This window comes from Streptomyces hokutonensis (assembly GCF_042751305.1).
Classification (GTDB): Bacteria; Actinomycetota; Actinomycetes; order Streptomycetales; family Streptomycetaceae; genus Streptomyces; species Streptomyces hokutonensis_A.
On record NZ_JBHYWD010000001.1, the window covers coordinates 894,846 to 919,116 of the forward strand.

At 70.9% G+C, this 24,271-nt stretch carries 18 protein-coding genes; 8 read left to right on the forward strand and 10 right to left on the reverse strand.

Annotation, left to right across the window (positions count from 1 at the left end; translation table 11 throughout):
- Positions 1–234: 234 nt before the first annotated feature.
- From ACFXC1_RS04150 to ACFXC1_RS04160, 3 genes are read right to left on the reverse strand one after another with little or no spacing between them, the layout of a single operon-like run.
- Positions 235–945, reverse strand: a complete 711-nt coding sequence (locus ACFXC1_RS04150; RefSeq protein WP_381238456.1) for a phosphatase PAP2 family protein — start codon at positions 943–945, stop codon at positions 235–237.
- Positions 942–1,547 carry a phosphatase PAP2 family protein gene (locus ACFXC1_RS04155; RefSeq protein WP_381238459.1) on the reverse strand — a complete coding sequence of 202 codons (606 nt, stop codon included), beginning with the start codon at positions 1,545–1,547 and terminating at the stop codon, positions 942–944. Before ACFXC1_RS04155 ends, ACFXC1_RS04150 begins: the two co-directional genes overlap by 4 nt.
- Positions 1,544–2,221, reverse strand: coding sequence for a DedA family protein (locus ACFXC1_RS04160; RefSeq protein WP_381238462.1), 678 nt, complete (start codon positions 2,219–2,221; stop codon positions 1,544–1,546). The genes ACFXC1_RS04155 and ACFXC1_RS04160 overlap by 4 nt, the downstream gene beginning before the upstream one ends.
- A 194-nt stretch (positions 2,222–2,415) precedes the next feature.
- On the opposite strand from ACFXC1_RS04160, the gene efeU reads away from it, so the two are divergent.
- From efeU to nicT, 3 genes are all read left to right on the forward strand, one after another.
- The gene (gene efeU / locus ACFXC1_RS04165) at positions 2,416–4,440 is read left to right on the forward strand and encodes an iron uptake transporter permease EfeU (protein WP_381238465.1); all 2,025 of its coding nucleotides are present in this window, start codon (positions 2,416–2,418) and stop codon (positions 4,438–4,440) included.
- A gap of 50 nt (positions 4,441–4,490) precedes the next feature.
- Positions 4,491–5,762 carry an iron uptake transporter deferrochelatase/peroxidase subunit gene (gene efeB, locus ACFXC1_RS04170; protein WP_381238467.1) on the forward strand — a complete coding sequence of 424 codons (1,272 nt, stop codon included), beginning with the start codon at positions 4,491–4,493 and terminating at the stop codon, positions 5,760–5,762.
- A gap of 135 nt (positions 5,763–5,897) precedes the next feature.
- Positions 5,898–7,046 (forward strand): Nickel transporter NicT, encoded by a 1,149-nt coding sequence (gene nicT / locus ACFXC1_RS04175; RefSeq protein WP_381238469.1) that lies wholly within the window; start codon positions 5,898–5,900, stop codon positions 7,044–7,046.
- A gap of 4 nt (positions 7,047–7,050) precedes the next feature.
- Here nicT and ACFXC1_RS04180 read toward each other — a convergent pair whose 3' ends face one another.
- From ACFXC1_RS04180 to ACFXC1_RS04195, 4 genes are all read right to left on the reverse strand, one after another.
- Positions 7,051–8,010, reverse strand: coding sequence for a hypothetical protein (locus ACFXC1_RS04180; protein ID WP_381238472.1), 960 nt, complete (start codon positions 8,008–8,010; stop codon positions 7,051–7,053).
- 10 nt (positions 8,011–8,020) lie between these two features.
- On the reverse strand, positions 8,021–9,493 hold the full coding sequence (locus tag ACFXC1_RS04185; protein WP_381238474.1) for an APC family permease: 1,473 nt from the start codon (positions 9,491–9,493) through the stop codon (positions 8,021–8,023).
- 223 nt (positions 9,494–9,716) lie between these two features.
- Positions 9,717–11,120 (reverse strand): Si-specific NAD(P)(+) transhydrogenase, encoded by a 1,404-nt coding sequence (gene sthA, locus ACFXC1_RS04190; protein WP_381238477.1) that lies wholly within the window; start codon positions 11,118–11,120, stop codon positions 9,717–9,719.
- Between the two features lie 69 nt (positions 11,121–11,189).
- A complete protein-coding gene (locus tag ACFXC1_RS04195; RefSeq protein WP_381238479.1) occupies positions 11,190–11,387 on the reverse strand; it encodes a hypothetical protein in 198 nt (65 codons plus the stop codon).
- A gap of 155 nt (positions 11,388–11,542) precedes the next feature.
- Here ACFXC1_RS04195 and ACFXC1_RS04200 point away from each other — a divergent pair, with 155 nt between their 5' ends.
- The 3 genes from ACFXC1_RS04200 to ACFXC1_RS04210 all read left to right on the forward strand — a co-directional run bounded on the left by ACFXC1_RS04200 (position 11,543) and on the right by ACFXC1_RS04210 (position 15,443).
- Positions 11,543–13,378 (forward strand): glycoside hydrolase family 15 protein, encoded by a 1,836-nt coding sequence (locus ACFXC1_RS04200; RefSeq protein ID WP_381238481.1) that lies wholly within the window; start codon positions 11,543–11,545, stop codon positions 13,376–13,378.
- Positions 13,379–13,504: 126 nt separating this feature from the next.
- Positions 13,505–14,992, forward strand: a complete 1,488-nt coding sequence (locus tag ACFXC1_RS04205) for an esterase (RefSeq protein WP_381238484.1) — start codon at positions 13,505–13,507, stop codon at positions 14,990–14,992.
- Positions 14,993–15,053: 61 nt separating this feature from the next.
- Positions 15,054–15,443, forward strand: coding sequence for a hypothetical protein (locus ACFXC1_RS04210; protein ID WP_381238486.1), 390 nt, complete (start codon positions 15,054–15,056; stop codon positions 15,441–15,443).
- 3 nt (positions 15,444–15,446) lie between these two features.
- On the opposite strand, the gene ACFXC1_RS04215 is transcribed toward ACFXC1_RS04210, so the two are convergent.
- Complete coding sequence (locus ACFXC1_RS04215; RefSeq protein ID WP_381238488.1) at positions 15,447–18,173, reverse strand: SpoIIE family protein phosphatase; 2,727 nt, start codon at positions 18,171–18,173, stop codon at positions 15,447–15,449.
- 76 nt (positions 18,174–18,249) lie between these two features.
- Positions 18,250–20,793: a SpoIIE family protein phosphatase gene (locus tag ACFXC1_RS04220; protein ID WP_381238490.1), complete on the reverse strand. Its 2,544-nt coding sequence runs from the start codon at positions 20,791–20,793 to the stop codon at positions 18,250–18,252.
- A 493-nt stretch (positions 20,794–21,286) separates the two neighbouring features.
- Between ACFXC1_RS04220 and ACFXC1_RS04225 the strand changes: the two genes are divergently transcribed.
- Entirely contained in the window at positions 21,287–22,462 is a 1,176-nt protein-coding gene (locus tag ACFXC1_RS04225; protein WP_381238493.1) for a cytochrome P450, read from the forward strand.
- A 17-nt stretch (positions 22,463–22,479) separates the two neighbouring features.
- Here ACFXC1_RS04225 and ACFXC1_RS04230 read toward each other — a convergent pair whose 3' ends face one another.
- Positions 22,480–22,905 carry a MarR family winged helix-turn-helix transcriptional regulator gene (locus ACFXC1_RS04230; RefSeq protein ID WP_381238495.1) on the reverse strand — a complete coding sequence of 142 codons (426 nt, stop codon included), beginning with the start codon at positions 22,903–22,905 and terminating at the stop codon, positions 22,480–22,482.
- Here ACFXC1_RS04230 and ACFXC1_RS04235 point away from each other — a divergent pair.
- Positions 22,883–24,229, forward strand: a complete 1,347-nt coding sequence (locus ACFXC1_RS04235; protein ID WP_381238498.1) for a multidrug effflux MFS transporter — start codon at positions 22,883–22,885, stop codon at positions 24,227–24,229. The genes ACFXC1_RS04230 and ACFXC1_RS04235 overlap by 23 nt on opposite strands.
- Positions 24,230–24,271: the final 42 nt, after the last annotated feature.

Consider the following 24,271-nt stretch of genomic DNA (forward strand, 5'->3'; position numbering starts at 1 on the left):
TCCTCGCGAAGACGACGAGGGTGCGCGTACTGGCCACCAGCAGTCGTCCGCTGCACGTCCGTGCCCAACACGTCCTGGAAGTAAAGCCGTTGCCGACCCCGTCCGACTCGTCGAGGAGGGCAGGGAAGTCTGGTTCGAGCGCGAACTCGACGCGCCGGACGGCCCGGAGGACACGGAGGAGTCGAGGGCGCACCGCCCGGCCCCGGTCCGGCCCCGGCTGGAGACGGCCACCGGCTACGACGCGGAACCCCGGGACGCGTGTTCTTCCCGTGGCGGTGCGGCTCCGTCGGGCGGGTCCGTGAGCAGCCACGAGGGCAGCCACCAGGCCGCCGCGCACAGGCACACGCCGAGCCAGCCGACGGCGAACAGCCAGCCGCCGAGCACATCGGTGAACCAGTGCACGCCCAGATACACCCGGGTCAGCCCGACCAGCGCGCCCCAGCAGCCGACGGCCAGGCAGAGCGTGGTCCGTCCGTGCGGGTTGCGCACGCCTATCGCGAGGATCACCAGCCCGGCGGTGACCGCCGCCGTGGTGGTGTGGCCCGAGGGGAACGACCAGCCCGAGGCGTGTCCGGCCCAGTCGGCCAGCGGCGGGCGGGGCCGCGCGACCCACGTCATCACGCCGTAGCGCAGTCCTTGTCCGGCGGCCAGGCAGGCCGCCGCCAGGGCCGCGGCGAGCAGCCGCCGGCGCACGGTGCGGCCGGTGAGGAGTCCGGCGAGGACGACGAGGGCGTACGGGACGAAACCCGTGCCGGTCGCGCTCACACCGCGTGCCACCGCAACCGCCACGTCCGGGCGGTGGGCGACGGACCACGACAGCAGATCCTCGTCGGTGAACAGCGGAACGCCGTCGCGCCCGATCACGACCATGCTCAGCACACCGAACGCGGTCCAGGCGCCGACGCCCACGCTGCCGGCCAGCTCGGCGACGTCCTTGCGGTTCATGACACCACCAGCGGTCGCAGCCGGCCTGACGTGATCCGCCGTGCCAGGGACTTCGGCCGGCGCCGCACCAGGACCATCGCGCCGAACGCGAGCGTTGTGCCGACCAGGACGCCCGCCACGACGTCGTGCGGATAGTGGACCCCGACCCACACGCGCGACACCGCCATCGCGAGCGCGGCCACCGCCGCGAGCGCGCCGAGCCGGCGGGAGACGAAGAACAGGGCGACCGCCGCAGCCGCCGCGATCGTCGCGTGATTGCTGGGGAAGGACCAGTCGCCCCGCGCCGGACACGCCTCCAGCGTGACCACCCGCAGGGTCTGGCAGGGGCGGTTCTCGTGCACCAGCGACTTCAGCAGGGTGTCGATCCCGTACACGGCCACCACGACCAGCGGCACGGCCAGCGCCGTGAGCGCGGCCTCGGCGCCCACCCGGCGCGCCCGCCACCAGCCCACGACCATCAGGAGGGCGAACACCGCGAGCCCGTACGCCGACCAGGCCGAGACCGTGTTGTCCAGCCAACCGGGCGCCTGCTGAGCCGAGTTGACCACGTCCTCGTAGGCCGAGCCGTCGATCGAGGACCCCTGGAAGGCGACGAGGATCATCCGTGCGCCTCCCCGGCCTTCGCCGCCCGGGCCGCCCGGCGGGAGCGGCGGACCTCGACGGCGAGGGGGAGCAGGGACACGACCACGATCACCGCGACCATGGGCAGCAGGTACTTGTCGACGTTCGGGACCGAGGAACCGAGCGCGTAACCGGCCAGCGTCAGTCCCAGGCTCCACACCAGACCGCCGACCACCTGCCACACGGTGAACGTCCGGACGGGCACCCCGAGCGCGCCCGCCATCGGGTTCAGCACCGTCCGCACCACGGGCACGAAACGGGCCAGCACGACCGCCTTCGCGTGGCCGTACCGGTCGAGCAACTCCTCGGCGCGCCGGGCGCCTTCGTGCAGGCGGGTCGACCGGCTGCGGGTGAGCAGCGCGCCGCCCGCCTTCCGGCCGAGCAGATAGCCGCACTGCGCTCCGGCGAGCGCGCCCACCGCCGCCGCGACCAGGAGCGGCGGGAGCGACAGCTTCACGGCTCTGTCCGCGCCGCCCGTGCAGAGCAGGCCCGCCGTGAACAGCAGGGAGTCGCCGGGCAGGAAGAACCCGATCAGCAGCCCCGTCTCGGCGAACATCACCACGCCGACTCCCAGCACACCGAAGGCGGCCAGCAGCGACTTGGCGTCCAGCACGTTCACGGCGAGCTGGGACGCCAGGTCCAAGGGTGTGGTCATCGTCGTGGGCCCCTTCGCCGGTATGACTACAAATCTGTAGACGGTCTACTCAACTGTAGACGATCGCGGCACGCGAGGAGTTCCGCACTTTTGCCCGGTCGTTGCCGATTCATGACCGACGGACTACACGCATGTAGTCATGATGGTCCGCGAAGTAAGGCATGCCTTCACTAACCCAGGAGGAGTCGCACCCAATGTGGGACGACGCGTTTCCCAGCTTTCTGATCGGGCTGCGGGAGGGGCTGGAAGCGGGACTCATCGTCTCGATCCTGGTCGCCACCCTCGTCCGCGCCGATGCCAAGTCCCGTCTGCCGCAGGTGTGGACCGGCGTGCTGGCCGCGATCGCCCTCGCGCTGAGCTTCGGCGCCGTGCTCACGTTCACCGCGGCCAACCTCTCCGCCACCGCCCAGGAAGCGTTCGGCGGTGTCCTCAGCGTGATCGCCGTCGCGTTCGTCACCGCGATGGTGTTCTGGATGCGCCGCTCGGCCCGCACCTTCTCCGGCGAGATCAAGGAGAAGGTGACCGGCGCGCTCGGCATGGGCGCGGGCGTCCTGATGCTCACCTCCTTCCTCGCGGTGGGGCGCGAGGGCCTGGAGACGGCCCTCTTCCTGTGGACCACCGCCCGCGCGGCCGGCGAGTCCTCCGGCCCCCTGGCCGGCGCCGCCATCGGCCTCGTCCTCGCGGCGGGCCTTTGCTGGGGCCTGTACCGCCGGGTCCTCAGGATCAACCTGACGAGGTTCTTCACCGTAACCGGCGCCGTCCTCGTCGTCATCGCCGCCGGCGTCCTCGGCTGCGGCCTGCGCGACCTCCAGGAGGGCGGTGTCCTGCCCGGTCTGACGACGTACGCCTTCGACCTCAGCGGCAGCGTCGACGCCGGCTCCTGGTACAGCACCCTCATCCAGGGCGTGTTCAACCTGATGCCCACGATGACCTGGCTCCAGGTGGTCGCCTACGTCGGCTATCTCGCCGTGGTCCTGCCGCTGTTCGTGCGCGGCGTACGGACCAGGACGCCCGCGCCCGAACCCGCCGAAGCGCGCGCACCCGAGGCGTCCCCGAGCCGCCGCCCGGTCTGGGTCGTCCCCGTCGCCGTGGTCGCCGTACCCGCCGTCGTGGCCGGGCTCGTCGTCGCCTTCGCCCGCCCCAAGCCCGCGAGTTCCGAGACGGTCGCCGTCTCCGAGACGGAGTGCGGCAAGGGCTTCACCGCGCCCGACACCGGACGCCAGACCTTCCAGATGCACAACACCGGCGACAAGACGTCCGAGGTGTACCTCATCGACCCGGCCACCGGCGCGGTGTACGGCGAGGTCGAGGGCCTGGCACCGGGCACCACCCGGGACCTGGTCGCCACCGTCGCGGGCGGCTCGTACGCCTGGCGCTGCGTCCCCACCGGCGCGAAGGCTGTCACCTCGGCCACCGTGCACGTCAGCGGCGGGGGAGGGACGGTGAAGGCGGTCGTCCCCGTCTCCGAGAACGACCTCGCCGCGCCCCTCAAGGCCTACAAGGTCTACGTCGACCAGGGCCTGGCCACCCTCGAGACCCAGACCCGGCAGCTCAGCGCCGACATCGCGGGCAACCACCTCGGCAAGGCGCGCACCGACTGGCTGACCGCGCACCGCACCTACTCCTCGCTCGGTGCCGCCTACGGAACCTTCGAGGATTTCGACCAGAAGATCAACGGCCGGGCCGACGGGCTGGCCGGGGGAGTCGACGACAAGGACTTCGCCGGCTTCCACCGCATCGAGTACGGGCTGTGGCACGGGCAGCCGGCAAGCGAGTTGAAGGTGCCCGCGCAGCAACTCGCCACCGCCGTCGTGGGGTTGCGGAAGGCGTTCCCCACGCAGGACTTCGACCCGGGCGACCTGCCGCTGCGGGCCCACGAAATCCTGGAGAACGCCCTGCAGTTCGAGCTCACCGGCGATACCGACGGGGGCAGCGGCACCAACCTCGCGACCGTCGACAGCAACCTCGCCGGCACCCGTGAACTCCTCACCGTACTCAGGCCGTTGCTGACCAAGGAGTCCTCGACGCTGCTTTCGACCGTCGACACTGCCGTGGCCCGGCTGCAGAAGCTGCTCGACTCGGCGCACCACGGCGGCAGTTGGACGCCCATCGAGCAGCTCGACCCGGCGACCCGAGCCCATCTCAACGGTGCCACCGGGCAGTTGCTGGAGGATCTGGCCCCGGTGCCGGACCTGCTGGAGATCAGGAAGTCCGCGTGATGAGCGCCGAGAACACGAACAGCACTGGCCGTAGTGAAGGGAACCGTCCGATGTCCACTGCCGAAACCCCGGGCTGCCCGGCCGGAGCCGGCCGCCGCTCCTTCGTCCGGACGGCGCTCGGCGCCGGGGCCGCTGGCGCGGTGCTGGCCGGCGGGGCGTTCGCGCTCGCGGAGACCGGCGGCACGGCCCAGGCGCAGGCCGCGGACACCACGAACGCGGCGAAGGTGCCGTTCCACGGCACCCATCAGGCGGGCATCCTCACCCCGGCGCCGGCCGCCGCGACCTTCGTCTCCCTCGACGTGATCGCCGACAACCGCGCCGAACTGGCCGATCTCCTGCGCACGATCACAGAGCGGGCTCGCCTCCTCACCTCCGGCGGCACCCCCGCCGACCTCGGCGTCGGCGCGCCGCCCGCCGACAACGGCATCCTCGGACCGGAGGTCCCCGCCGACGCCCTCACGGTGACCGTCGGCGTGGGCGCGTCCCTCTTCGACGACCGCTACGGCCTCGCCAAGGCCAAGCCGAGCCGGCTGACCCCGATGAGGACCTTCCCGAACGACAACCTGCGCGCCGCCGAGTGCCACGGCGACCTGTCGCTCCAGGTGTGCGCCGCCCGGCAGGACACGGTGCTGCACGCCCTGCGCGACATCGCCCGGCACACCCGGGGCGGCATGCAGATCAAGTGGCGTATCGACGGCTTCCAGAACACCCCGCGTCCCACCGGCGCCCAGCGCAATCTGCTCGGCTTCAAGGACGGCATAGCGAACCCGGACGTGAAGTCGGCGCGCGAGACCGACCGGCTGATCTGGGTCGGCGACGGACAGGGCGAGCCCGCCTGGGCGAGCGGCGGCAGCTACCAGGTGATCCGGATCATCCGCATGCTCGTCGAGTTCTGGGACCGGGTCTCGCTCAGCGAGCAGGAGCTGATGTTCGGCCGCCGCAAGGACACCGGCGCCCCGCTGGACGGTGCCAAGGAGACGGACGTCCCGCAGTACGCCAAGGACCCCAAGGGCACCGCGATCCCGCTCGACGCCCATATACGTCTCGCCAACCCGCGCACCACGGCCACCGACACCTCGCGCATCCTGCGCCGCGGCTACAACTACGACCGGGGCATCGACACCGTCGGCAACCTCGACATGGGCCTGGTCTTCTGCTGCTACCAGCAGGACGTGAAGCGGCAGTTCGAGGCGACCCAGACCAGGCTGATCGATGAACCCCTGGTCGACTACATCTCCCCGACGGGGGGCGGCTACTTCTACGCGCTGCCCGGGGTGAAGGACGCCAAGGACTGGCTGGGGCGGGGTCTGCTGGCGACCTGACCAGGAACTTTTCCTTCCCTTGGGCAAGACCTGCCGTGGGCTTTGCCGACCGTTACTGCGAATGGGTTGCAGGTACGGGAGGATGGCGCGTGGTTGCATGCCGCAACCGCGTACCCGGAAGAAAGACCCTCCTTGATGACGGCCGTCCCCGACACCACTTCGCCCCGCGCCGCCAGGGCATCGGTCTGGTACCGCGTCCGTACGTCCATGACGCGGCAGGAGTGGACCAGGGTCGGGGGCATGGCCGGCTTCATCCTGGCGCTGCATGTGATCGGCTGGTTCACGCTCGTGTGGATCGTCGCACCGGGGCACTACAGCGTCGGCCAGAAGTCGTTCGGCATCGGCATGGGCGTCACCGCGTACACCCTCGGCATGCGGCACGCGTTCGACGCGGACCACATCGCGGCCATCGACAACACGACCCGCAAGCTGATGAGCGAGGGGAAGCGGCCGCTGTCGGTGGGCTTCTGGTTCTCGCTCGGCCACTCCAGCATCGTCTTCGGCCTGACCCTCCTGCTCTCCCTCGGCGTCAAGGCACTCGCGGGCCCGGTCCAGGACGACAACTCCCAGCTCCACGACGTCACCGGCCTCATCGGCACGACCGTCTCGGGCACCTTCCTCTACGTCATCGCCGGCATCAACCTCGTCATCCTGGCGGGCATCTGGAAGGTGTTCCGCCAGATGCGCTCGGGCGACTTCGACGAGGCCGCGCTGGAGGAGCACCTGAACAACCGCGGCTTCATGAACCGCATCCTGGGCCGCTTCATGAAGTCCATCACCAAGTCCTGGCAGATGTACCCGCTGGGCCTGCTCTTCGGCCTGGGCTTCGACACCGCGACCGAGATCGCGCTGCTGGTCCTCGCGGGCTCGGGCGCCGCCTCCGGCCTGCCCTGGTACGCGATCCTGTGCCTGCCGGTCCTGTTCGCCGCGGGCATGTCGCTGCTCGACACGATCGACGGCACCTTCATGAACTTCGCCTACGGCTGGGCCTTCTCCAAGCCGGTCCGCAAGGTCTACTACAACCTCACGATCACCGGTCTGTCCGTCGCCGTCGCCCTGATCATCGGCACGGTCGAACTCCTGGGGCTGTTCGCCGAGAAGCTCGACCTGCACGGCTTCTTCTGGGACTGGATCGCGGGCCTCGACCTCAACATCATCGGCTTCGTCATCGTCGGCCTCTTCTTCGCGACCTGGGCCGTGGCCCTGCTGGTGTGGAAGTTCGGCCGGATCGAGGACAAGTGGACGGCGGGCCTCGCCCAGCCGGCGGAGCAGCCCGCCGAGTAGGCCGTCAGGAACGGACCCCCAGCTCCTTGCGCGACTTGACGATCTGCTTCTCCGCGTCCCCGGTGTACGACCAGGGCGTCGGCGTCGCCCGGCGCCCCATCATGCCGAGCACGGCCGCCGCCACGTCCTTGGTCCCCGCGTAACAGGCCGCGTGCGCAAGGTAGTTGAGGTCGCGGAGTTCGCCGGGCTGGATCATGCCCTCCTCGCGGGCCGCGATCCAGCGCTGCCAGGTCCGCCGTACGTCGCTGACGGCGCCGTCGTGCGTCCAGTGCTGGCCGAGGCCCACGGCGGCCTGCTGGCCCAGGGCAGAGTTGAGGGCGAAGCGGTACTCCTCGACCCGCGCGTACTGCACCAGCACCGGCAGCGCGCACCCGGGCGGTGCCACGCCCGCCGCGTCCCGGGCGAAGTCGTACATCAGGCCGTGGCTCCCGTGCCAGCGGGAGGAGTAGTAGTGCAGGACCTGGAGGTGGCCCTCGACGCTGTAGGGGTCGCGCCGGTGCAACTCGTCCCACCAGCGCGCGAGTTCCTGCCGCCGTACGCCCGCCGGGTACAGACGGGCGACGGAGATCAGGGAGATCCACGGCGTGGGGTCGTCCGGATAGGTCTCCGCGGCCTGGAGGCAGGCCATGACGGCGGCGTCGATGCGGTTGCGGTCGACGGGTACGCCCCGGCCCGCCGCGATGGCCAGGTTGAAGGCCCGGGCGGTCTCCGTGGCCGCCCGCAGGGTGAGCGCGTCGCCGCTGCCGGGCTCGGCGGCGAGCCACGACTCCACCGTCGAACTGCTCGCACAGGCCTGCGCGAGCATCCGGACGCGGTGGCCGCGGGCGAGCCAGTGAGCGCCGGTGTTCCGCAGCAGGTCCCGCAGCCCCTGCCAGCGGCCGATCACGATGTCCTGCCGGGCGGAGCTGAGGGGCGCGTCCCCGCAGTCGGGGTCGAAGTCGGGGGTGTAGCGGTCTCGCGCCATCGGGTGCCCCTCAGAAGTCCGTCGGGAGACCCTGGTGGACCCGGGACTGTTCGGGCGCGAAGTCGTCGGGGACGTAGTCCGTCTCCACGGTGCGTGTGGCGTCGAGCCGCGAGGGCCGGTAGTACTCGCTGCCCTGCCTCCAGTACCAGAACATCGGGATCAGGCCCGCGGCAAGGCCGCCGATACCGATGGAGATCGCGGCGGTGCTCAGGCTGCTCAGCGACTCGACGAAGATCCAGAACATGAACAGGGCGCCGAACAGCGGCCACAGCCCGCCGAAGAGGAAGTTCCCCGCCGACTTGAACAGCATCTTGCGGTAGGCGACGACCACCGCGAGGCCCGCAAGCCCGTAGTACACGGCGATCTGCAGACCGATCGCCGAGATCGCGTCGGCGAGGATCTCGCCCACCGAACCGAGCGCGTTGGAGGCGATGAACATCGCCAGCGCCACCCCGCCCACCACGACGATCGCCACCCAGGGCGTGTTCCAGGTGCGGTGCACCCGGCCCAGCGCGGATGGCATCGTACGGTCGCGGCCCATCGCGAACAGCGACCGCGTGACCTGGATGAGCGTGGTCTCCAGGGTGGCGATGGTGGACAGCATCACCGACACGATCAGCAGCTTGCCGCCCCAGCCCGGCCAGATCTCGTCGCCGAGCACGGCCAGCACATTGGCGTCGTTGCTCTCGATCTGTCGCGAGGACAGGATGACGTTCACCGCGATGGTGAACACCTCGAACAGCAGGAACACGATGCCGACGCCGATCAGGCCCGCGAGTCCGGTCGTACGGCGGCTGTTGCGGGTCTCCTCGCTGAGGTTGCTGGTGACGTCCCAGCCCCAGTAGTAGAACGCGGCGATGAGCGCGCCCGACGCGAAGCCGGACACCCCGTCGAAGTGGCTGAAGCCCAGCCAGGACCAGTCGAAGACACGGGCGTTGCCGGTGTGGACGACGGCCAGGGCCGCGAACAGCGCCAGAATCCCCAGCTCCACACCGGACATGACGAGCTGGGCCCGGACCGTGAGCCGGGCGCCGCCGAGCACCACGAGCAGCATGATCACGAACCAGGCGGCGCCGACGACCGTCGACAACGCCGTGTTGTCCGCGAGACTTTGATCGAACAGTGACAGGGTCATCGACCCGGCGGGCAGTGACCCGGCGACCATGAAGATGGTGGCGGAGATCACCAGCGCCCAGCCGCTGATGAAGCCCAGAAAGGGGTGCAGGGTGCGCCCCACCCAGGAGTAACTGGCGCCCGCGTTCACGTCGATACGGCCGAGGTAGCTGAAGGCCAGCGCGATGCCCAGCATGGGTATCGCGCAGTACAGGAGGGCGGCCGGACTGGCCAGCCCCACCGCGCCGACGAGGACCGCGGTGGTCGCCGCGATCGAGTACGCCGGGGCGCTGCCCGCCACGGCCATCACGACGGTGTCGAACGTTCCGAGGGCGTTGGCCTGTAGCCCTCTGCCCCTGTTGTTGCTCATGGTTGCGCTGCTTTCCGTCTTGCACGACGTGCGGAGTTGAGCGGACCGGCCCCGGACCCGGAGAGGGGTGGCCTCGGGTCCTTGGCCGGTCGGAACAACGAAAGGGAATGGTGGATACCGCTTAACCGCTGCGTCGGCGGACGGTCACACCGTGTGTGGGTGTGATGATAGCCGTAGCTCTTGACCTTTCAAGATTGACCAGCGAGTAATCTCCTGTGAACGATCAGTCGCCGAGTCGGTCGATCTGCCGCAGTTTGTTCGTCGCGTCGAGGGCGGCGACCTTGTAGGACTCCGCCAGCGTCGGGTAGTTGAAGACCGCGTCCACGAGATAGTCGACCGTTCCGCCACAGCCCATCACCGACTGGCCGATGTGAATGAGCTCCGTCGCGCCGGTACCGAAACAGTGCACGCCGAGCAGGGTGCGGTCGGTGGGGGAGACCAGCAGCTTCAGCATGCCGTGCGAGTCGCCGATGATCTGGCCGCGCGCGAGTTCGCGGTAGCGGGAGATCCCGACCTCGAACGGCACGCACTCCTCGGTGAGTTGGTCCTCGGTCTTCCCGATGAAGCTGATCTCCGGAATGGTGTAGATGCCGATCGGCTGCCGGTCGTCGATCCGGTGCACGGGCTCACCGCAGGCGTGGTAAGCGGCCGTACGGCCCTGCTCCATCGAGGTCGCCGCGAGCGCCGGGAAGCCGATGACGTCACCGACGGCGTAGATGTGCGGGACCGCGGTGCGGTAGTTCTCGTCGACATCGATCCGGCCGCGCCTGTCGGCGGACAACCCGGCCTTGTCCAGGTCGAGTTCGTCGGTCAGACCCTGCCGTCCGGCGGAGTACATCACCGCGTCGGCCGGGATCTTCTTGCCGCTCTCCAGGACCGTCAGCGTGCCGTTCGAGTGCCGCTCGACGGCGGCCACCGTCTCCCCGAAACGGAAGGTCACGGCGAGGTCCCGCAGGTGGTACTTGAGCGACTCGATGACCTCCAGGTCACAGAAGTCGAGCATCCCCGCGCGCTTCTCCACCACCGTGATCTTGCTGCCGAGCGCGGCGAACATGGAGGCGTACTCCATGCCGATGACCCCGGCCCCGACGATGACCATGGACCGGGGGACCTTGGGCAGGTCAAGGACGTTGTCCGAGTCCATGATGGTCTGCCCGTCGAACTCGACGGTGTCCGGCCGCGCGGGACGCGTACCGGTGGCGATGATGATGTTCTCCGCGGTCAACAGCCGTTCGTGGCCCGTGACATCGGTCAGGGCGATGGTGTGCGGATCGACGAAGCGGCCCGTGCCGGCGAACAGCGAGACCTGGTTGCGGGACAACTGGTTGCGGATGACGTCCACTTCACGGCTGACCACGTGCTGCGTGCGCGCGGTCAGGTCGCCGACGGTGATGTCGTCCTTCAGGCGGTAACTCTGCCCGTACAGATCGCGCTGGGTGAGACCGGTGAGATACAGCACCGCCTCGCGCAGCGTCTTGGAGGGGATGGTGCCGGTATGGATGGAGACCCCGCCGACCATGTCGGGGCGGTCGACGACGGCGACCCGGCGGCCGAGCTTGGCCGCGGCGATGGCGGCCTTCTGGCCGCCCGGTCCTGAACCGATGACAAGCATGTCGAAGTCGGGCACCTCCGGAGTCTGTCAGCCGGAGCGCCCTCTCCGAAAGGGTGAACGGGTAACCAGGTGCGCACAGGACGGCTAAGGGAGCAGTTTGTCCAGCGCGGCCGCCCCCTCCGTCTCGATCTTCCGCTTGGCCCACTCCAGATTCTTCGGGGTGACGTCCCGGCCGGCCGCCAGGACCACGTCCTCCGGGGCCACCTCGGTACCGGTGCGCGTGTGCAGCAGCGCGTCCGGGGTGGCGCGGTCAGCGTCTTCATCGGGTTGTGCTGTGGACATGGTGCCTCCTCGACTGGGACCGGACACGTGCCGTAGATCCCATTTCCCACGATTCCCTGCCCACCCCCAGTGTGCATCCGGAAGAGTGGCCGAACGAGAACGTGAACCTAAGCTGGAACCGGCCCGCGCGGGCCCGAACCAGGGAGGCTGCCGCGATGGTCGAGACCCCGCCCGAACAGGACACCCCCACCGGACCCGGATATCTGCCCATCGCCGAGCACGGACTGATCGGCGATCTGCGGAGCGTGGCCCTGGTGGGCACCAACGGCACGATCGACTGGTACTGCTGCCCGTCCTTCGACGCCCCCAGCGTCTTCGCCGCGATCCTGGACGCGGAGCGCGGCGGCTCCTTCGAACTCGCCGCGGCCGTGCCCGCCCGCACCAAGCAGTTCTACTTCCCCGACACCAACGTCCTGATCACCCGGTTCTTCACCGAGGACGGTGTCGGCGAGGTCCAGGACTTCATGCCGGTGACCAGCGAGACGGACGAGTCCGCCCGGCACCGCCTGATCCGGCGGGTGCTGTGCGTGCGCGGCACCGTCCCGTTCCGCACCCGCGTCGCCCCCAGGTTCGACTACGGCGCCAGCCCGCACACCGCGCGGATGGTCGGCGACGTGGCTCTCTTCGAGTCCGCCGAGAAGTCCCTCGCGCTCACCGCAACCGTCCCCCTGGAGTGCGACGAGGCCGACGTGTGGGCCGACTTCAAACTCGACGAGGGCGAGTCCGAGGTGTTCGCCCTCGACCAGGTCGACGGCGAGGTCACCCCCCGGAACTGCGCGCGCATGGAGGCCGAGGAGGAGTTCAACACGACCGTCGCCTACTGGCGCCGCTGGCTGTCCCAGTCCCGCTACCGGGGCCGCTGGCGCGAGATGGTCCACCGCTCCGCCCTCACCCTCAAGCTGCTGACCTACGCCCCCACCGGCGCGATCGTCGCCGCCCCCACCACCAGCCTTCCCGAACAGCTCGGCGGCGAGCGCAACTGGGACTACCGCTACGTCTGGATCCGCGACGCCGCCTTCTGCGTCTACGCGCTGCTGCGCCTCGGCTTCACCGGCGAGGCCAAGGCGTTCATGCAGTTCGTGTCCCGCTACATCAGCCCCGGCGACGGCAACCCGTCGGGCCCGCTCCAGATCATGTACGGCATCGACGGCCGCACCGAACTCACCGAACGCGAACTCCCCCACCTCGAAGGCCACCAGAAGTCCGCCCCGGTCCGCGTCGGCAACGCCGCCGCCGACCAGCTCCAACTCGACATCTACGGCGCCCTGATCGACTCCATCTACCTCTACGACAAGTGGGCCGAGCCCATCTCCAGCGCCCAGTGGGACGACGTGTGCGCCCTGGTCGACTGGGTCTGCGTCAACTGGGACCAGCCCGACGAGGGCGTCTGGGAGACCCGCGGCGGCCGCAAGAACTTCCTCTACTCACGTCTGATGTGCTGGGTGGCGATCGAGCGCGCGATCCGCCTCGCCGGCCGCCGCGGCCTGCCCGCCAACCTGCCGTACTGGGGCGGCTGTCGCGACACCATCTACCGCCGCATCATGGACCGCGGCTGGTCCGAGACCCGCCAGGCCTTCGTCCAGTACGAGGGCAGCGACGTCCTCGACGCCGCGCTGCTGATGATGCCTCTGGCGAAGTTCATCGCCCCCACCGACCGCAAGTGGCTCTCCACACTGGACGCGTTGACCGAGGAACTGGTCTCCGACTCCCTCGTCTACCGCTACAACCCGCAGGCCAGCCCCGACGGACTCCGCGGCGACGAGGGCACGTTCTCGATCTGCTCCTTCTGGTACGTCGAGGCCCTGGTCCGGGCCGGCCGCGTCGACGAGGCCCGCCTCGCCTTCGAGAAGATGCTCACCTACGCCAACCACCTCGGCCTGTACGCCGAGGAGATCGGCCGCACCGGCGAGCAACAGGGCAACTTCCCCCAGGCGTTCACCCATCTCGCCCTGATCAGCGCCGCGTTCAACCTGGACAAGGCGCTCGGCTGACCTCGTCTGTGCCACGCAACAGTTGTCACCGAGGTGTCACAGCACACCGAGGCACCACAACTCCCGCGTCATGTCCCGTGTCGAACCCCCTGACCGCAACAGATTTGACCCACGGGGGAACACATCATGACGAACGTGTCACGCAAGAAGGTCTCCGCCGCAGTCGCGTCCGCGACCTTCCTGCTCCTGGCCGGCGCCGGCATCGTCGCCGCCCCGGCCAGCTACGCGGGCGTCCCGGGCGGCACCAGCGCCGTCGACCGCAACAGCGACTTCAACGGGGACGGCTACGACGACGTCCTGATCGGCGCGCCGGGCGGCACCGTCGACGGCAAGGAGGGCGCCGGCTACGTCACCGTCCAGTACGGCGCCCCGAACGGCATCGCCACCAACAACACGGTCCCCAAGGGCCGTACGGCCGTCATCAGCCAGTCCACGCCCGGCGTCCCCGGCACCTCGGAGACCTACGACTCCTTCGGCCAGGCGATCGCCACCGGCGACCTGGACGGCGACGGCTGCGACGACGCGATCATCGGGGCGCCCGGCGAGGACGAGGGCACCATCGAGAACGCGGGCCGCGTCACCGTCCTCTACGGCTCCAAGGCGGGCCTCGGAGCCGAGACGAACGACTCCTTCACCTCCGCCACCCCGAAGGCGGGCGCCCGCTTCGGCCAGTCCGTGGCGGCGGCCCGCTTCACCGGGGCGACCGACACCGACGAGATGGCCGTACTCGACGACAACGGTGCCCAGATCTTCACCTACCACACCGGCATCCTGCACACGATGGGCGTCCTGAACACGACCACCCACCCCGGCGGCCACCGCCTCCAGCCCGCCTACCTCACCACCGGCGACTACGACCGCAACGGCTTCGCCGACCTCGTCATCTCCGGCTACAGCCCCGACGACGACTACCAGCAGGGCTGGTCGGCCCTCTACACGGGCGGGGAAACCTCGCTGACGTACCGTCAGGACCTCAACGGCGGCCTCGGCACCGCCTCCGGCGACATCAACCACGACGGCTACGACGACCTGGTGCTCGGCCAGCTCAGCAGCGCCGACGACAAGGCCGAGGGCGACGACGGAGGCAAGATCGCTGTCTACTACGGCAGTTCGGCAGGCCCCACCGGCCCCGCCGACTGGTGGTCGCAGAACTCCCCGGGCGTGCCCGGCACTTCGGAGCACGGCGACGCCTGGGGCAACGACCTCTCCGTCGGTGACGTGGACGGCGACGGCTACGCGGACGTGGCCGTCGGCGCGCCCGGCGAGGACATCGGCACCGTCCAGGACGCGGGCGCCGTCTGGCTGTTGCGCGGTTCGCGCGACGGCGTGACCGCGACCGGAGCCCAGTCCTTCGACCAGAACACCGCGAACATCCCCGGCACCGCAGAGGCCGACGACGCCTGGGGCTCCCAGGTCCGCCTGGCCGACACGAACCGCGACGGCCGTGCCGAACTCGTAGCCTCCGCACCGGGCGAGAACTCCGGTGACGGCTATGTGTGGTTGCTGCCTGCGGGTCCGGGCGGCCTGCTCGCGGAGGGCTCTTCGCTGTACGGCGCGGCGGACCTCGGCGGCGCGGCGAAGGCGGCCCGGTTCGGGGCGGCGATCGACGAGTAGGGGAGTGTGGCGGCGCCCGTGGTCGGTGCGGGCGCCGCGTGCGACCTGGTTTGATGTGCGCATGGTGGTAGCACTGGTGGTCCTCGTGCTGGGCGGTTTCGTCACCGACCGGATCACGCGCAGTGTGCGACTGCGCCGGGCCCTGACGTCCGGACGAGGACCCGTCTGCATGCTGAAGTGGCCCGAGCGGGAGGGCCGTTGGCGACCCGGACGGCTCGCGAGGGACGCGGACGGTCTGTTGACCTGGACGCCCGCGCGGCGCGGAACCGAGGTCGCCCTGCCGGCCGAGCTGCGGCGCACCGGGACACGCAAACCGACCTGGTGGCGCGAGGCGCTGGCCGTCAACCCCTCGTCCCGGATCCTGGAGTACGTCGCGGCGGGCGAGCCTCTGTTCATCGCCGTCTTCGCGAACGACTTCGACGTGATGGTGCCGATTCTCGGCGAAGTCTAGGACTCACAACGCCTGTTCGGCCCAGATGACCTTTCCGGCCGGGGTGTACCGCGTACCCCACCGCTCGGAGAGCTGGGCCACCAGGAACAGGCCCCGGCCGCCCTCGTCCGTCATCGCCGCGTACCGCAGATGCGGTGACGTGGTGCTGCCGTCGTAGACCTCGCAGATCAGGGTGCGGTCGCGCAACAGGCGGACGCGGACGGGGTCGTTGCCGTAGCGGATGGCGTTGGTGACCAGTTCGCTGAGGATGAGTTCGGTGGTGAAGGTCAGCTCGTCCAGGCCCCAGTGGGTCAGCTGGCGGGTGACCGAGGCGCGCATGTCGGCGACGGCGGCGGGGTCGGACGGTACGCGCCATTCGGCGATCCGGTCGGCGCCGAGGGCGCGGGTGCGGGCGACGATGAGGGCGATGTCGTCGCTCGGGCGTACCGACAACTCCGAGTCCAGGACGGCCCGGCAGGTGTCCTCGGGGGAGTCGCCGGCCCGGGCGAGTGCCGTGCGGAGCATCTCCAGGCCCACGTCGATGTCGCGTTCCCGGTCCTCGACCAGTCCGTCCGTGTAGAGGACCAGCCGGCTGCCCTCGTCGAGCTTCAACTCGGCGGTCTCGAAAGGGAGTCCGCCGAGACCGAGCGGGGGGCCGGCGGGGACGTCGGGGAACTCGACGGTGCCGTCCGGGCGGATCAGCGCCGGCGGCGGATGCCCGGCGCGGGCGACGGTGCAGCGCAGGGACACCGGGTCGTAGATGGCGTAGAGGCAGGTCGCTCCGGTGACCGCGGCGCCGCTGTCCTCGGTCGTCTCGTCCTGGTCGATCCGGCCGACCAACTCGTCCAGCAGGCCGAGGAGTTCGTCCGGCGGCAGGTCCAGCGCGGAGAAGTTGAGGACCGCGGTGCGCAGCCGTCCCATGGTGGCCGCCGCGTGCAGACCGTGGCCGACGACATCGCCCACGACCAGCGCGACCCGGGCACCGGACAGGGGCAGGACGTCGAACCAGTCGCCGCCGACCCCGGCCTTCGCGGGCAGATAACGGTAGGCGACGTCGAGGGCGGTCTGCTCGGGGAGGCGGCGGGGCAGCAGGCTGCGCTGGAGGGTCACCGCCATGCCGTGCTCGCGGGTGTAGCGGCGGGAGTTGTCGATGGAGACGGCGGCGCGGGCGACCAGCTCCTCGGCGAGGGCCAGCTCCTCCGAGTCGAAGGGCTCGGGCTTGTCGGAGCGCCAGAAGTTGACCACGCCGAGGATCAGGGCACCGGCCCGCAGCGGCACGGTGATCAGCGAGTGGATGCCGTACTCCACGACCTGCGCTGTGCGCTCCGGGTCCTGGGTGAGCCAGCCGGGGGCCTCGCCGAGCCGGGGTTCGACGACGGCGTCACCGGTGTCGAGGCTGCGTGCCTGCGGGGCGGACTCCACGAACTGGATCTGTTTCCCGACCGGGTAGAGCGGCGCGTCGTCCCGGACCCCGCTGTAGGCCGTGCGCCGCAGCTCGGTGCCGGGCTGGGGTTCCTCGCCGCTCAGGACGGCGTCGTAGAGGTCGACCGTGACGAAGTCGGCGAAGCGGGGGACGGCGAGTTCGGCGAGTTCCTCCGCGGTGCGGGTGACGTCCAGGCTGGTGCCGATGCCCACTCCGGCGTCGTAGAGCATGTTGAGGCGTTCGCGGGCGATCTCGGCGCGGCCGGAGAGGGCGCGCAGTTCGGTGGAGTCCCGGAGGGTGGTGACGCTGCCGGGCGGGCCGCCCTCCAGGTCGGTGGGGCGCTGGTTGACGGCGAGGAGCCGGCCGCCGACCCGGTGCACCTCGTCCGTCGCGACCCGCGCGGAGGCCAGCAGGGCGGTCATCTCGGCGTCGAGTCCGAGGTCGAGGACCAGGCGTCCCTCGCCGTTCTCGGGGAGGTCGAGCAGCTGGCGTGCCTCGTCGTTGGCGAGCAGTAGCCGGCCCTCGCCGCTGACGATGATCACGCCCTCCCGCACGGCGTGCAGCACCGCGTCGTGGTGCTCGTACATCCGGGTCATCTCGTGCGGGCCCAGGCCGTGCGTCTGGTGCTGCAGGCGTCTGCTGACCAGGGCGGTGCCCCCGGTGGCGAGGATCAGGGCCGCTCCGGCCGCGGCCAGCAGGAGCGGCAGCTGCTGGTCGGCGGTGCCGCCGACGTTCGCCTTCGTCACCCCGGCCGACACCAGGCCCACGACCTTGCCGCCGGGGCCCTTGACCGGCACCACGGCCTGCACCAGGGGCCCGATGGTGCCGGTGATCTCCTCGGTGACGACGTGCCCGGCCAGCGCGGGGGCGATGTTCCCGACGAACTTCTTGCCGATGCGGTCCGGCTTGGGGTGGGTGTAGCGGATCCCGTCGGTGTTCATGACGACGATGAAGTCGACCTTGGACGTCTTGCGGGCGGCCTCGGCGCTCGGCTGGAGGATCGCCGTGGGGTGGGCGCTCTTCAGGGCCGCGACCGTGCCCGGCGCGTTGGCGAAGGTCTCGGCGACGGCCACCGACCGGTTGCGGGCCTCCTGCGTGCTGTCGTGCCGCACCTGGAGGACCTGCGCCACCACCGCCGACACGACCAGCAGCAGCACGATCACCACCTGCAGCACGAACACCTGCCCGGCGACGCTGCGGCCGGCCAGACCGGTCCGCCGGTGCCGGTGTTCGCGCGCCCGACGGGCACGGTCGTACGGGCGCTGCGCGCGCAGACCGTCGGGGCGGTGGGTCGACCGGGCCCTTGGCCGACCCGTCAGGCGGACCATGAGCCCATGTCTACACTGCCCGACCTCAGGAGGCGAGGGGCGTCACGCCCGGTGACAGGCCGGGGCCGAACCGGGATCAAGGGTGCCTGCCGGGCTTGGCGCGCCGGGCCGCGAGCAGCAGCGCGATGTCGTCGGGGCGGTCCGCCGTGTGCCGGGCCGCTGTGGTGAGCCGGTCGGCGACACCGGCCAGCGAGCGCCCGCCCGGCCGTGCGGCGGGACCGCCCGCCTTCGCGAGGGCGACCCGCAGGGCGGCGATGCCGTCGTCGATGTCGACGCCGGGCCGCTCGACGAGGCCGTCGGTGTAGAGCGCCAGGATGGAGTCGGGCTCCAGCTGGAGTTCCGTCACGGGGTACTGCGCGTGCGGGTCCACCCCGAGTACTACGCCTCCGGGAATGTCCCAGACCCGGGTACGGCCGTCCGGGGTACGGATCAACGGCGGCGGATGCCCGGCCCTGGCGACCTGGACCAGCCCGCTCGCCGGGTCGAGACGGAGGTAGCAGCAGCTGGCGAACTGGCCCGGGTCGAGGTCGATGAGGAGATGGTTGGTGCCGCTCATCACCTCGTCGGGCGGCCGGTCGCCGAGCGCGAACGCCCTTACCGCGCTGCGGAGTTGACCCATGGTGGCGGCGGCCTGGACACCGTGCCCCTGGACGTCGCCGATCACCAGCGCCAGACCGTCGCCGGACTCCACGACGTCGTACCAGTCGCCGCCCACCTCCATGCCCTGGGTGCCCGGCAGATAGCGGCCGGCGGTCTCCACCTGCGGGTGGACGGACAGCCGGCGGGGGAGCAGGGCCTGCTGGAGGCCGCGGGCGAGGGCGGCCTCCGAGTCGTAGCGCTGGGCCTTCTCCATCGCGTGGGCGATCAGTCCGGCGAGGGCGGTGAGCACCGCGCGCTCCTCGGAGCTGAAGCTGCGGGACCGGTCGAAGCCCAGGATCGCCGAGCCGACCGGGCGCCCGGACGCGATCAGCGGCAGGAACGCGCGGGCCCCCACCTCCGCGTCCAGCGCAATGCCCGGGTAGGCCTCGGCGAGCTGCTGCATGGAGTCGAAGAAGAGCGGCCGGCCGGTGGTGAGGGTCTCGACACCGGGCAGCCGGGTGTCGAGCCCGACCCCGTCGAACGGGGCGAGGAAGCCCTGCGGGAAACCGGTCTCCCACGCCAGGTACAGATGCCGTTCCTGGAGCAGGTAGATCGCGAGGCGCCGGCCGCCGAACGCGGGCAGCAGCTCCTTCATGACCACCGCCGACACCTGGCGTGCGGTGACCGCCTCCGTCAGTGCGATGGCGAGCACGATCGGCCGGTACAGCGGAGCGAGCGAGGTGACACCGTTTCCCGGGGCGTCGGCCCCCTCCGGGTGCACCGGCACCAGCGGTATCGGCGGACCCGACACCCGGGTCGACGGCGCGACCGTGCAGGTCAGCTGGTCGTGGCCCGGATGGACCGCCATCGCGAGCCAGTCGCCCTCGTACGGCTCCGGCGGCTGCTTCTGCCCCTCCGGACGCCGGACGTGGAAGTGCACCGACCCCAGCGACAGCAGGGCGCCGCGCAGCTGGTCCTCGCAGCCGATCTGGTTCAGCCAGGGCACTCCCTCCCACAGCGGGCGGCCGAGCAGCTCCTCGCGCGGGCTGCCCAGCAGCTGGGCGGCGCGCTGATTGGCGTAGGTGACCAGCCCCAGCCGGTCCAGGCAGAACACACCGTCCGGCAGCAGATCGGCCGCGCTGTCGGCGACCGGGGCGGGGCCCGGGTCCAGGACGACACCGCTGACCGGGTGCCCACCGCCCGGCGGGACGGGGCCGGTGGCGGGCGTCCACAGGTCCAGCAGCCGGACCGAGCCGTCCGCCGCCCGCACCCGCAGGGGCAGCGGCGGCGGCTTCCCGGCGGCGGCCGCCCGCAGCGCCGCCATGACCTGGTACGTGTCGCCCGGCGCCAGGGCGTCCGCGATGGCCTGCGCGGTGCCGGGGGACTCGCCCGGTTCGACGCCCAGCAGGGTGTGCAAGGCGCTGTCCCCGGTGACGACGGCCGTCGCCGGGTCCCACACGAAGCGAGCCATCCGGCCCTCGGGGCGGTGCGTGGCCGCCGTCCGGACGCAGACCGGCTCGCCGTCCCAGGCGACGAAAGGCCCCTCCTCGTCCTTGTGCTCGTCCTCCAGGTCCCGCAGCGCCGCGCCCAGCTCCTCGGCCAGCCGCGTCATGCGGTCGAGGCCGGCCAGCACCTCGGTGGTGTCGGCGGCGGACGGCCGGAGCACGGTGAGGACGCCGTACGTCGTCGACCCGCTCATGACCGGCACGTACTGCGAGCCGAACTGGAAGGGCAGACTCGCGGCGAACTGGGGGTAGCGGCGCATGCACTCCGTGGCGTTCGGCAGGACCACCTGGACGCCGAGCCGGAAGGCGTCCGCGACGGGGAACTTGTTGTCGACGCTCAGCCGGTTCCAGGGGCGGAACAGTGGCCCGGGCAGTCCTGCCAGCACCGCGAGGCGCAGCAGTCCGGGCGTGCTCGACCGCAGGTAGACGCCCCCGGAGTGGCCGCCGGCCGCGTCGATCGCCTCCGTCGAGGCGTCGATGAGCAGCTCGGCGAGCCGTCCGGGCGTCCCCTTCTCGCGCTGGGCACTCCCAGTCATCGGGGCTCTACCTCGTCCCTGTGGCGCCGGGTGGGTGACACAGCAAGAATGCGCCAGGACGCGGCCGGGGTCACCTGGGCGGACGGGATGGGCTGGAGGGGCACGGGTATCGCCGGTCCGTCGGTGTCTGATGAAGTGATCAAGAGTGACTCAAGTGTCGGTGTCGGTTGCGGTGCCGTCTGGTCGGGCCGAGAGTGCCGGATCGGCACGTTGAGCGGGCGGTCGGAACGAGGGAGTTGAGGCCCGGTGTGCTTCTGTGACCGGGTCCGCGTCTCGTGGCGTTCAGGATGGCGCAAACTCCGCCTCGCGCGGGGCGAATTCGATCTGTTGCCCGTATTCGTCGGCGGTGACCGAGAGTCGCCGGGACACAGGGCGACCGAGGGGTGGCAGGTGGTGACGGCCGTCTCGCCGTACGGTCCCACCCGCGGTGGTCCGCGCCTGAATTGTTAGCCTCGGCCATGGCCAGTTTCCCTCTGCCCCGACCTGGAACTCGATGAGTACGGTCGCCGCCCACCCGCTCGGCGCCGGGACCACGCTCGCCGAACTCGCCCAGGACCCGCATCCACGGCTGGCGCGGCTCCGCGAGAGCGAACCCGTGTCCTGGCTGCCGGAGTTGGACGGCTGGCTGGTGACCCGGCGCGACCTCGCGCTCACCGTGATGCGGGACGCGGCCACGTTCACGGTGGACGACCCGCGCTTCTCCACCGCCCAGGTCGTCGGCCCGAGCATGCTCTCCCTCGACGGGGAGCGGCACGCCCGCCACCGCGAACCCTTCACCGCGCCGTTCCGCCCGCGCGAAGTACGGGACGGCTTCGCCTCGTTCATCGAGCGGGAGACCGACCGGCTCGTCACCGCGCTGCGACCGACAGGCGCCGCCGAACTGCGACGCACCTTCGCGGGCCCCCTCGCGGTCGCCGTCGTCACCGAGGCACTCGGGCTGACCGGCACCACTCCGGACACGGTCCTCTCCTGGTACGACGCGATCGTGCGGTCCGTCTCGGACATCACCGCAGGACACACGGCGGGAGCCGCCGGTACGGCCGCCTACGCGGAACTGCGGGCGGCCGTCGAGGCAACCGTCGCCGACCGGGGCGAAGCCTCACTCCTGGTCTCCGCCGCCGGACAGCTGACCGTGCCCGAAGTCGCCTCCAACGCCGCCGTGTTGATGTTCGGCGGCATCGAGACCACCGAAGCGATGATCACCAACGCGCTGCTGCACCTGCTCCAACACCCCGACCAACTCGCCCTCGTCCGCGCCGACATGGGCCTGCTGGACGGCGCGATCGAGGAATCGCTGCGCCTCGAACCCGGCGCCGCCGTCGTGGACCGCTACGCCACCCGCGACACCGTCCTCGGCCCGGCCGCGATCCGTGAGGGCGACCTGGTCACCGTCTCCCTCACCGGTGCCAACCGCGACCCGGCGGTCTTCCCCGACCCCGACCGCTTCGACGTCCGCCGCGAGAACGCCCGCCTCCAACTCGCCTTCGCCCACGGCCCGCACTACTGCCTCGCCGCGCACCTCGCCCGCCTGGAGACCCGTATCGCCCTCCACCACCTGCTCGAACGGCTCCCGTCCCTGCGCCTCGACCCGGACCACCCGACGGCTCCACAGGGGCTGGTCTTCCGCAAACCGCCGACGCTTCATGTGCGGTGGGACGCCGCGTTCTGACGGTTCGTCAGGATCCTTCACTCGCGTCCGACTTGGCGCTCCATGGCCTCCACGAGGCGCTCCAGCGCGTTCAGCACCCGGTCCCGGTCCTTGCCCAGGCCCGCCAACAGGTTCACTTCGGCGGCCAGTTGGCGGGGGAACAGCTCGTCCACTGCCTTGGCTCCGGCCGGGGTGATGGTCACCAGCGCGGCCCGCCGGTCGGCCGGATTCGGAGTGCGGGCGATGAAACCCCGCTTCTCCAGCTTGCCCAGGGCCTTGCTGACCCCCGCACGGGACAGGCCCAGCCACTCGGCGAGCCGGCGGGCGATCACCGGTTCGGTGGCGTGGCGCAGCGGGATCAGCATGTCGACCTCGGGAGCGGTGAGCACGGCGCCCGCGTAGAGGGGTTCGACCGCCCGGTTCAGGAGCCCGGTGGCGTGCTTGAGCAGGCCGATCAGCTCCATGGGGGACGCGCTCGGCGCGAGCAGCTCGGCCGTACAGCTGACGATGACCGCGTTCCTGGCCGGACTCGTCGTCGGACAGCTGCTCATCGGCCCGATCAGCGACAGCCTCGGCCGTCGCGGACTGCTGCTGTCCGGGACGGCCGCTTTCACGGTCTTCTCCGTCGCCTGCGCCCTCGCGCCCAATGCCGGTCTGCTCGCCGGCGCCCGGTTCCTCCAGGGCCTGGCGGGCGCGGCCGGCATGGTGCTGGCCCGCGCCGTGCTCACCGACCGCTTCCACGGCGCGGAACTGCCGCGCTACTTCGCGGTGCTCTCCCAGATCATGGGCGTCGCGCCGGTCGCCGCACCGGTGCTCGGCGGGGCGATCCTGGCCGTGTCGACCTGGCGCGCGGTGTTCGTCGTACTGACCGTGATGGGCGGCCTGTTGCTGCTGGGGGTGCTCCGCAAGGTCCCGGAGTCCCTGCCGCCGGAGCGACGGCACGCGGGCGGGATCGCGAACACCTTCCGCGCGATGGGCCCACTGCTCGGCCGCCGTACGTTCATGGGGTACGTCCTCGTCCTCGCGTTCACCTCGGCGGCGCTGTTCGCCTACACCAGCGGCTCCAGCTTCGTCTTCGAGGACCTGCACGGGGTCTCGGCCACGACGTACTCCCTCATCTTCGCGAGCAACGCCGTCGCCATGCTGATCGCCGGCGCGGCCTTCTCCCAACTCGCCGGACGGGTACGGCTGAACGCCCTTCTCGTGGCAGCGGTCGGCGTCGCCGCGCTCGGTGCCCTCACGCAGGTCGTGCTGGTGCTGGCCGTGGGGGAGACACTCGTCGGCACCTGGATCAGCCTGTTCGTCACCGCCGGCGGCATCGGCATGGTCTTCCCGTCGACCCTCAGCATCGGCCAGACCCTCGGCCGCGGTGCCCCCGGCGCGGCCTCCGCCCTCCTCGGTGGCCTGCAGTTCCTGTTCGGCGCCCTCGCCGCGCCCCTGGTCGGGCTGTTCGGGGAGGGCAGCTCCCTGCCGATGGCGGTGATCATGCTGATCGCGGTGGCGGCCGCGGGAGTTGCGCTGGGCGTGCTGGCCAGGCCCTGGGAGGGGCGGGGGGGGGGAGCCGACGGCGTCGGCGTAGCGACGGCCGGCGCGGCCGGACGTCGCCGGCTCCGTGGGCAACAGATTCACCGGGGCGGCCTGAAATGCTTTGTCGGGGGCACTCGGGTTTCTGCGGTGCCGGTTGGTGCCGCTCCCCGACGGAAAGAGAAAACCGTGTACATAGGCCTGGGTACTGTCGTCCTCATCATTGTCATCGTCGCTGTCGTCATGATGCTGCGCCGCCGCTGACCCGTGCCTTTTGTACCGCACGGTCGGCCATGACCACAGCCC

Coding starts and splice junctions, on each gene's coding strand:
- ACFXC1_RS04150 (WP_381238456.1), bottom strand. CDS start 945: ATGAACCGCAAGGACGTCGCCGAGCTGGCCGGCAGCGTGGGCGTCGGC.
- ACFXC1_RS04155 (WP_381238459.1), bottom strand. CDS start 1,547: ATGATCCTCGTCGCCTTCCAGGGGTCCTCGATCGACGGCTCGGCCTAC.
- ACFXC1_RS04160 (WP_381238462.1), bottom strand. CDS start 2,221: ATGACCACACCCTTGGACCTGGCGTCCCAGCTCGCCGTGAACGTGCTG.
- efeU (WP_381238465.1), top strand. CDS start 2,416: ATGTGGGACGACGCGTTTCCCAGCTTTCTGATCGGGCTGCGGGAGGGG.
- efeB (WP_381238467.1), top strand. CDS start 4,491: ATGTCCACTGCCGAAACCCCGGGCTGCCCGGCCGGAGCCGGCCGCCGC.
- nicT (WP_381238469.1), top strand. CDS start 5,898: ATGACGGCCGTCCCCGACACCACTTCGCCCCGCGCCGCCAGGGCATCG.
- ACFXC1_RS04180 (WP_381238472.1), bottom strand. CDS start 8,010: ATGGCGCGAGACCGCTACACCCCCGACTTCGACCCCGACTGCGGGGAC.
- ACFXC1_RS04185 (WP_381238474.1), bottom strand. CDS start 9,493: ATGAGCAACAACAGGGGCAGAGGGCTACAGGCCAACGCCCTCGGAACG.
- ACFXC1_RS04195 (WP_381238479.1), bottom strand. CDS start 11,387: ATGTCCACAGCACAACCCGATGAAGACGCTGACCGCGCCACCCCGGAC.
- ACFXC1_RS04200 (WP_381238481.1), top strand. CDS start 11,543: ATGGTCGAGACCCCGCCCGAACAGGACACCCCCACCGGACCCGGATAT.
- ACFXC1_RS04205 (WP_381238484.1), top strand. CDS start 13,505: ATGACGAACGTGTCACGCAAGAAGGTCTCCGCCGCAGTCGCGTCCGCG.
- ACFXC1_RS04210 (WP_381238486.1), top strand. CDS start 15,054: ATGGTGGTAGCACTGGTGGTCCTCGTGCTGGGCGGTTTCGTCACCGAC.
- ACFXC1_RS04215 (WP_381238488.1), bottom strand. CDS start 18,173: ATGGTCCGCCTGACGGGTCGGCCAAGGGCCCGGTCGACCCACCGCCCC.
- ACFXC1_RS04220 (WP_381238490.1), bottom strand. CDS start 20,793: ATGACTGGGAGTGCCCAGCGCGAGAAGGGGACGCCCGGACGGCTCGCC.
- ACFXC1_RS04225 (WP_381238493.1), top strand. CDS start 21,287: ATGAGTACGGTCGCCGCCCACCCGCTCGGCGCCGGGACCACGCTCGCC.
- ACFXC1_RS04230 (WP_381238495.1), bottom strand. CDS start 22,905: ATGGAGCTGATCGGCCTGCTCAAGCACGCCACCGGGCTCCTGAACCGG.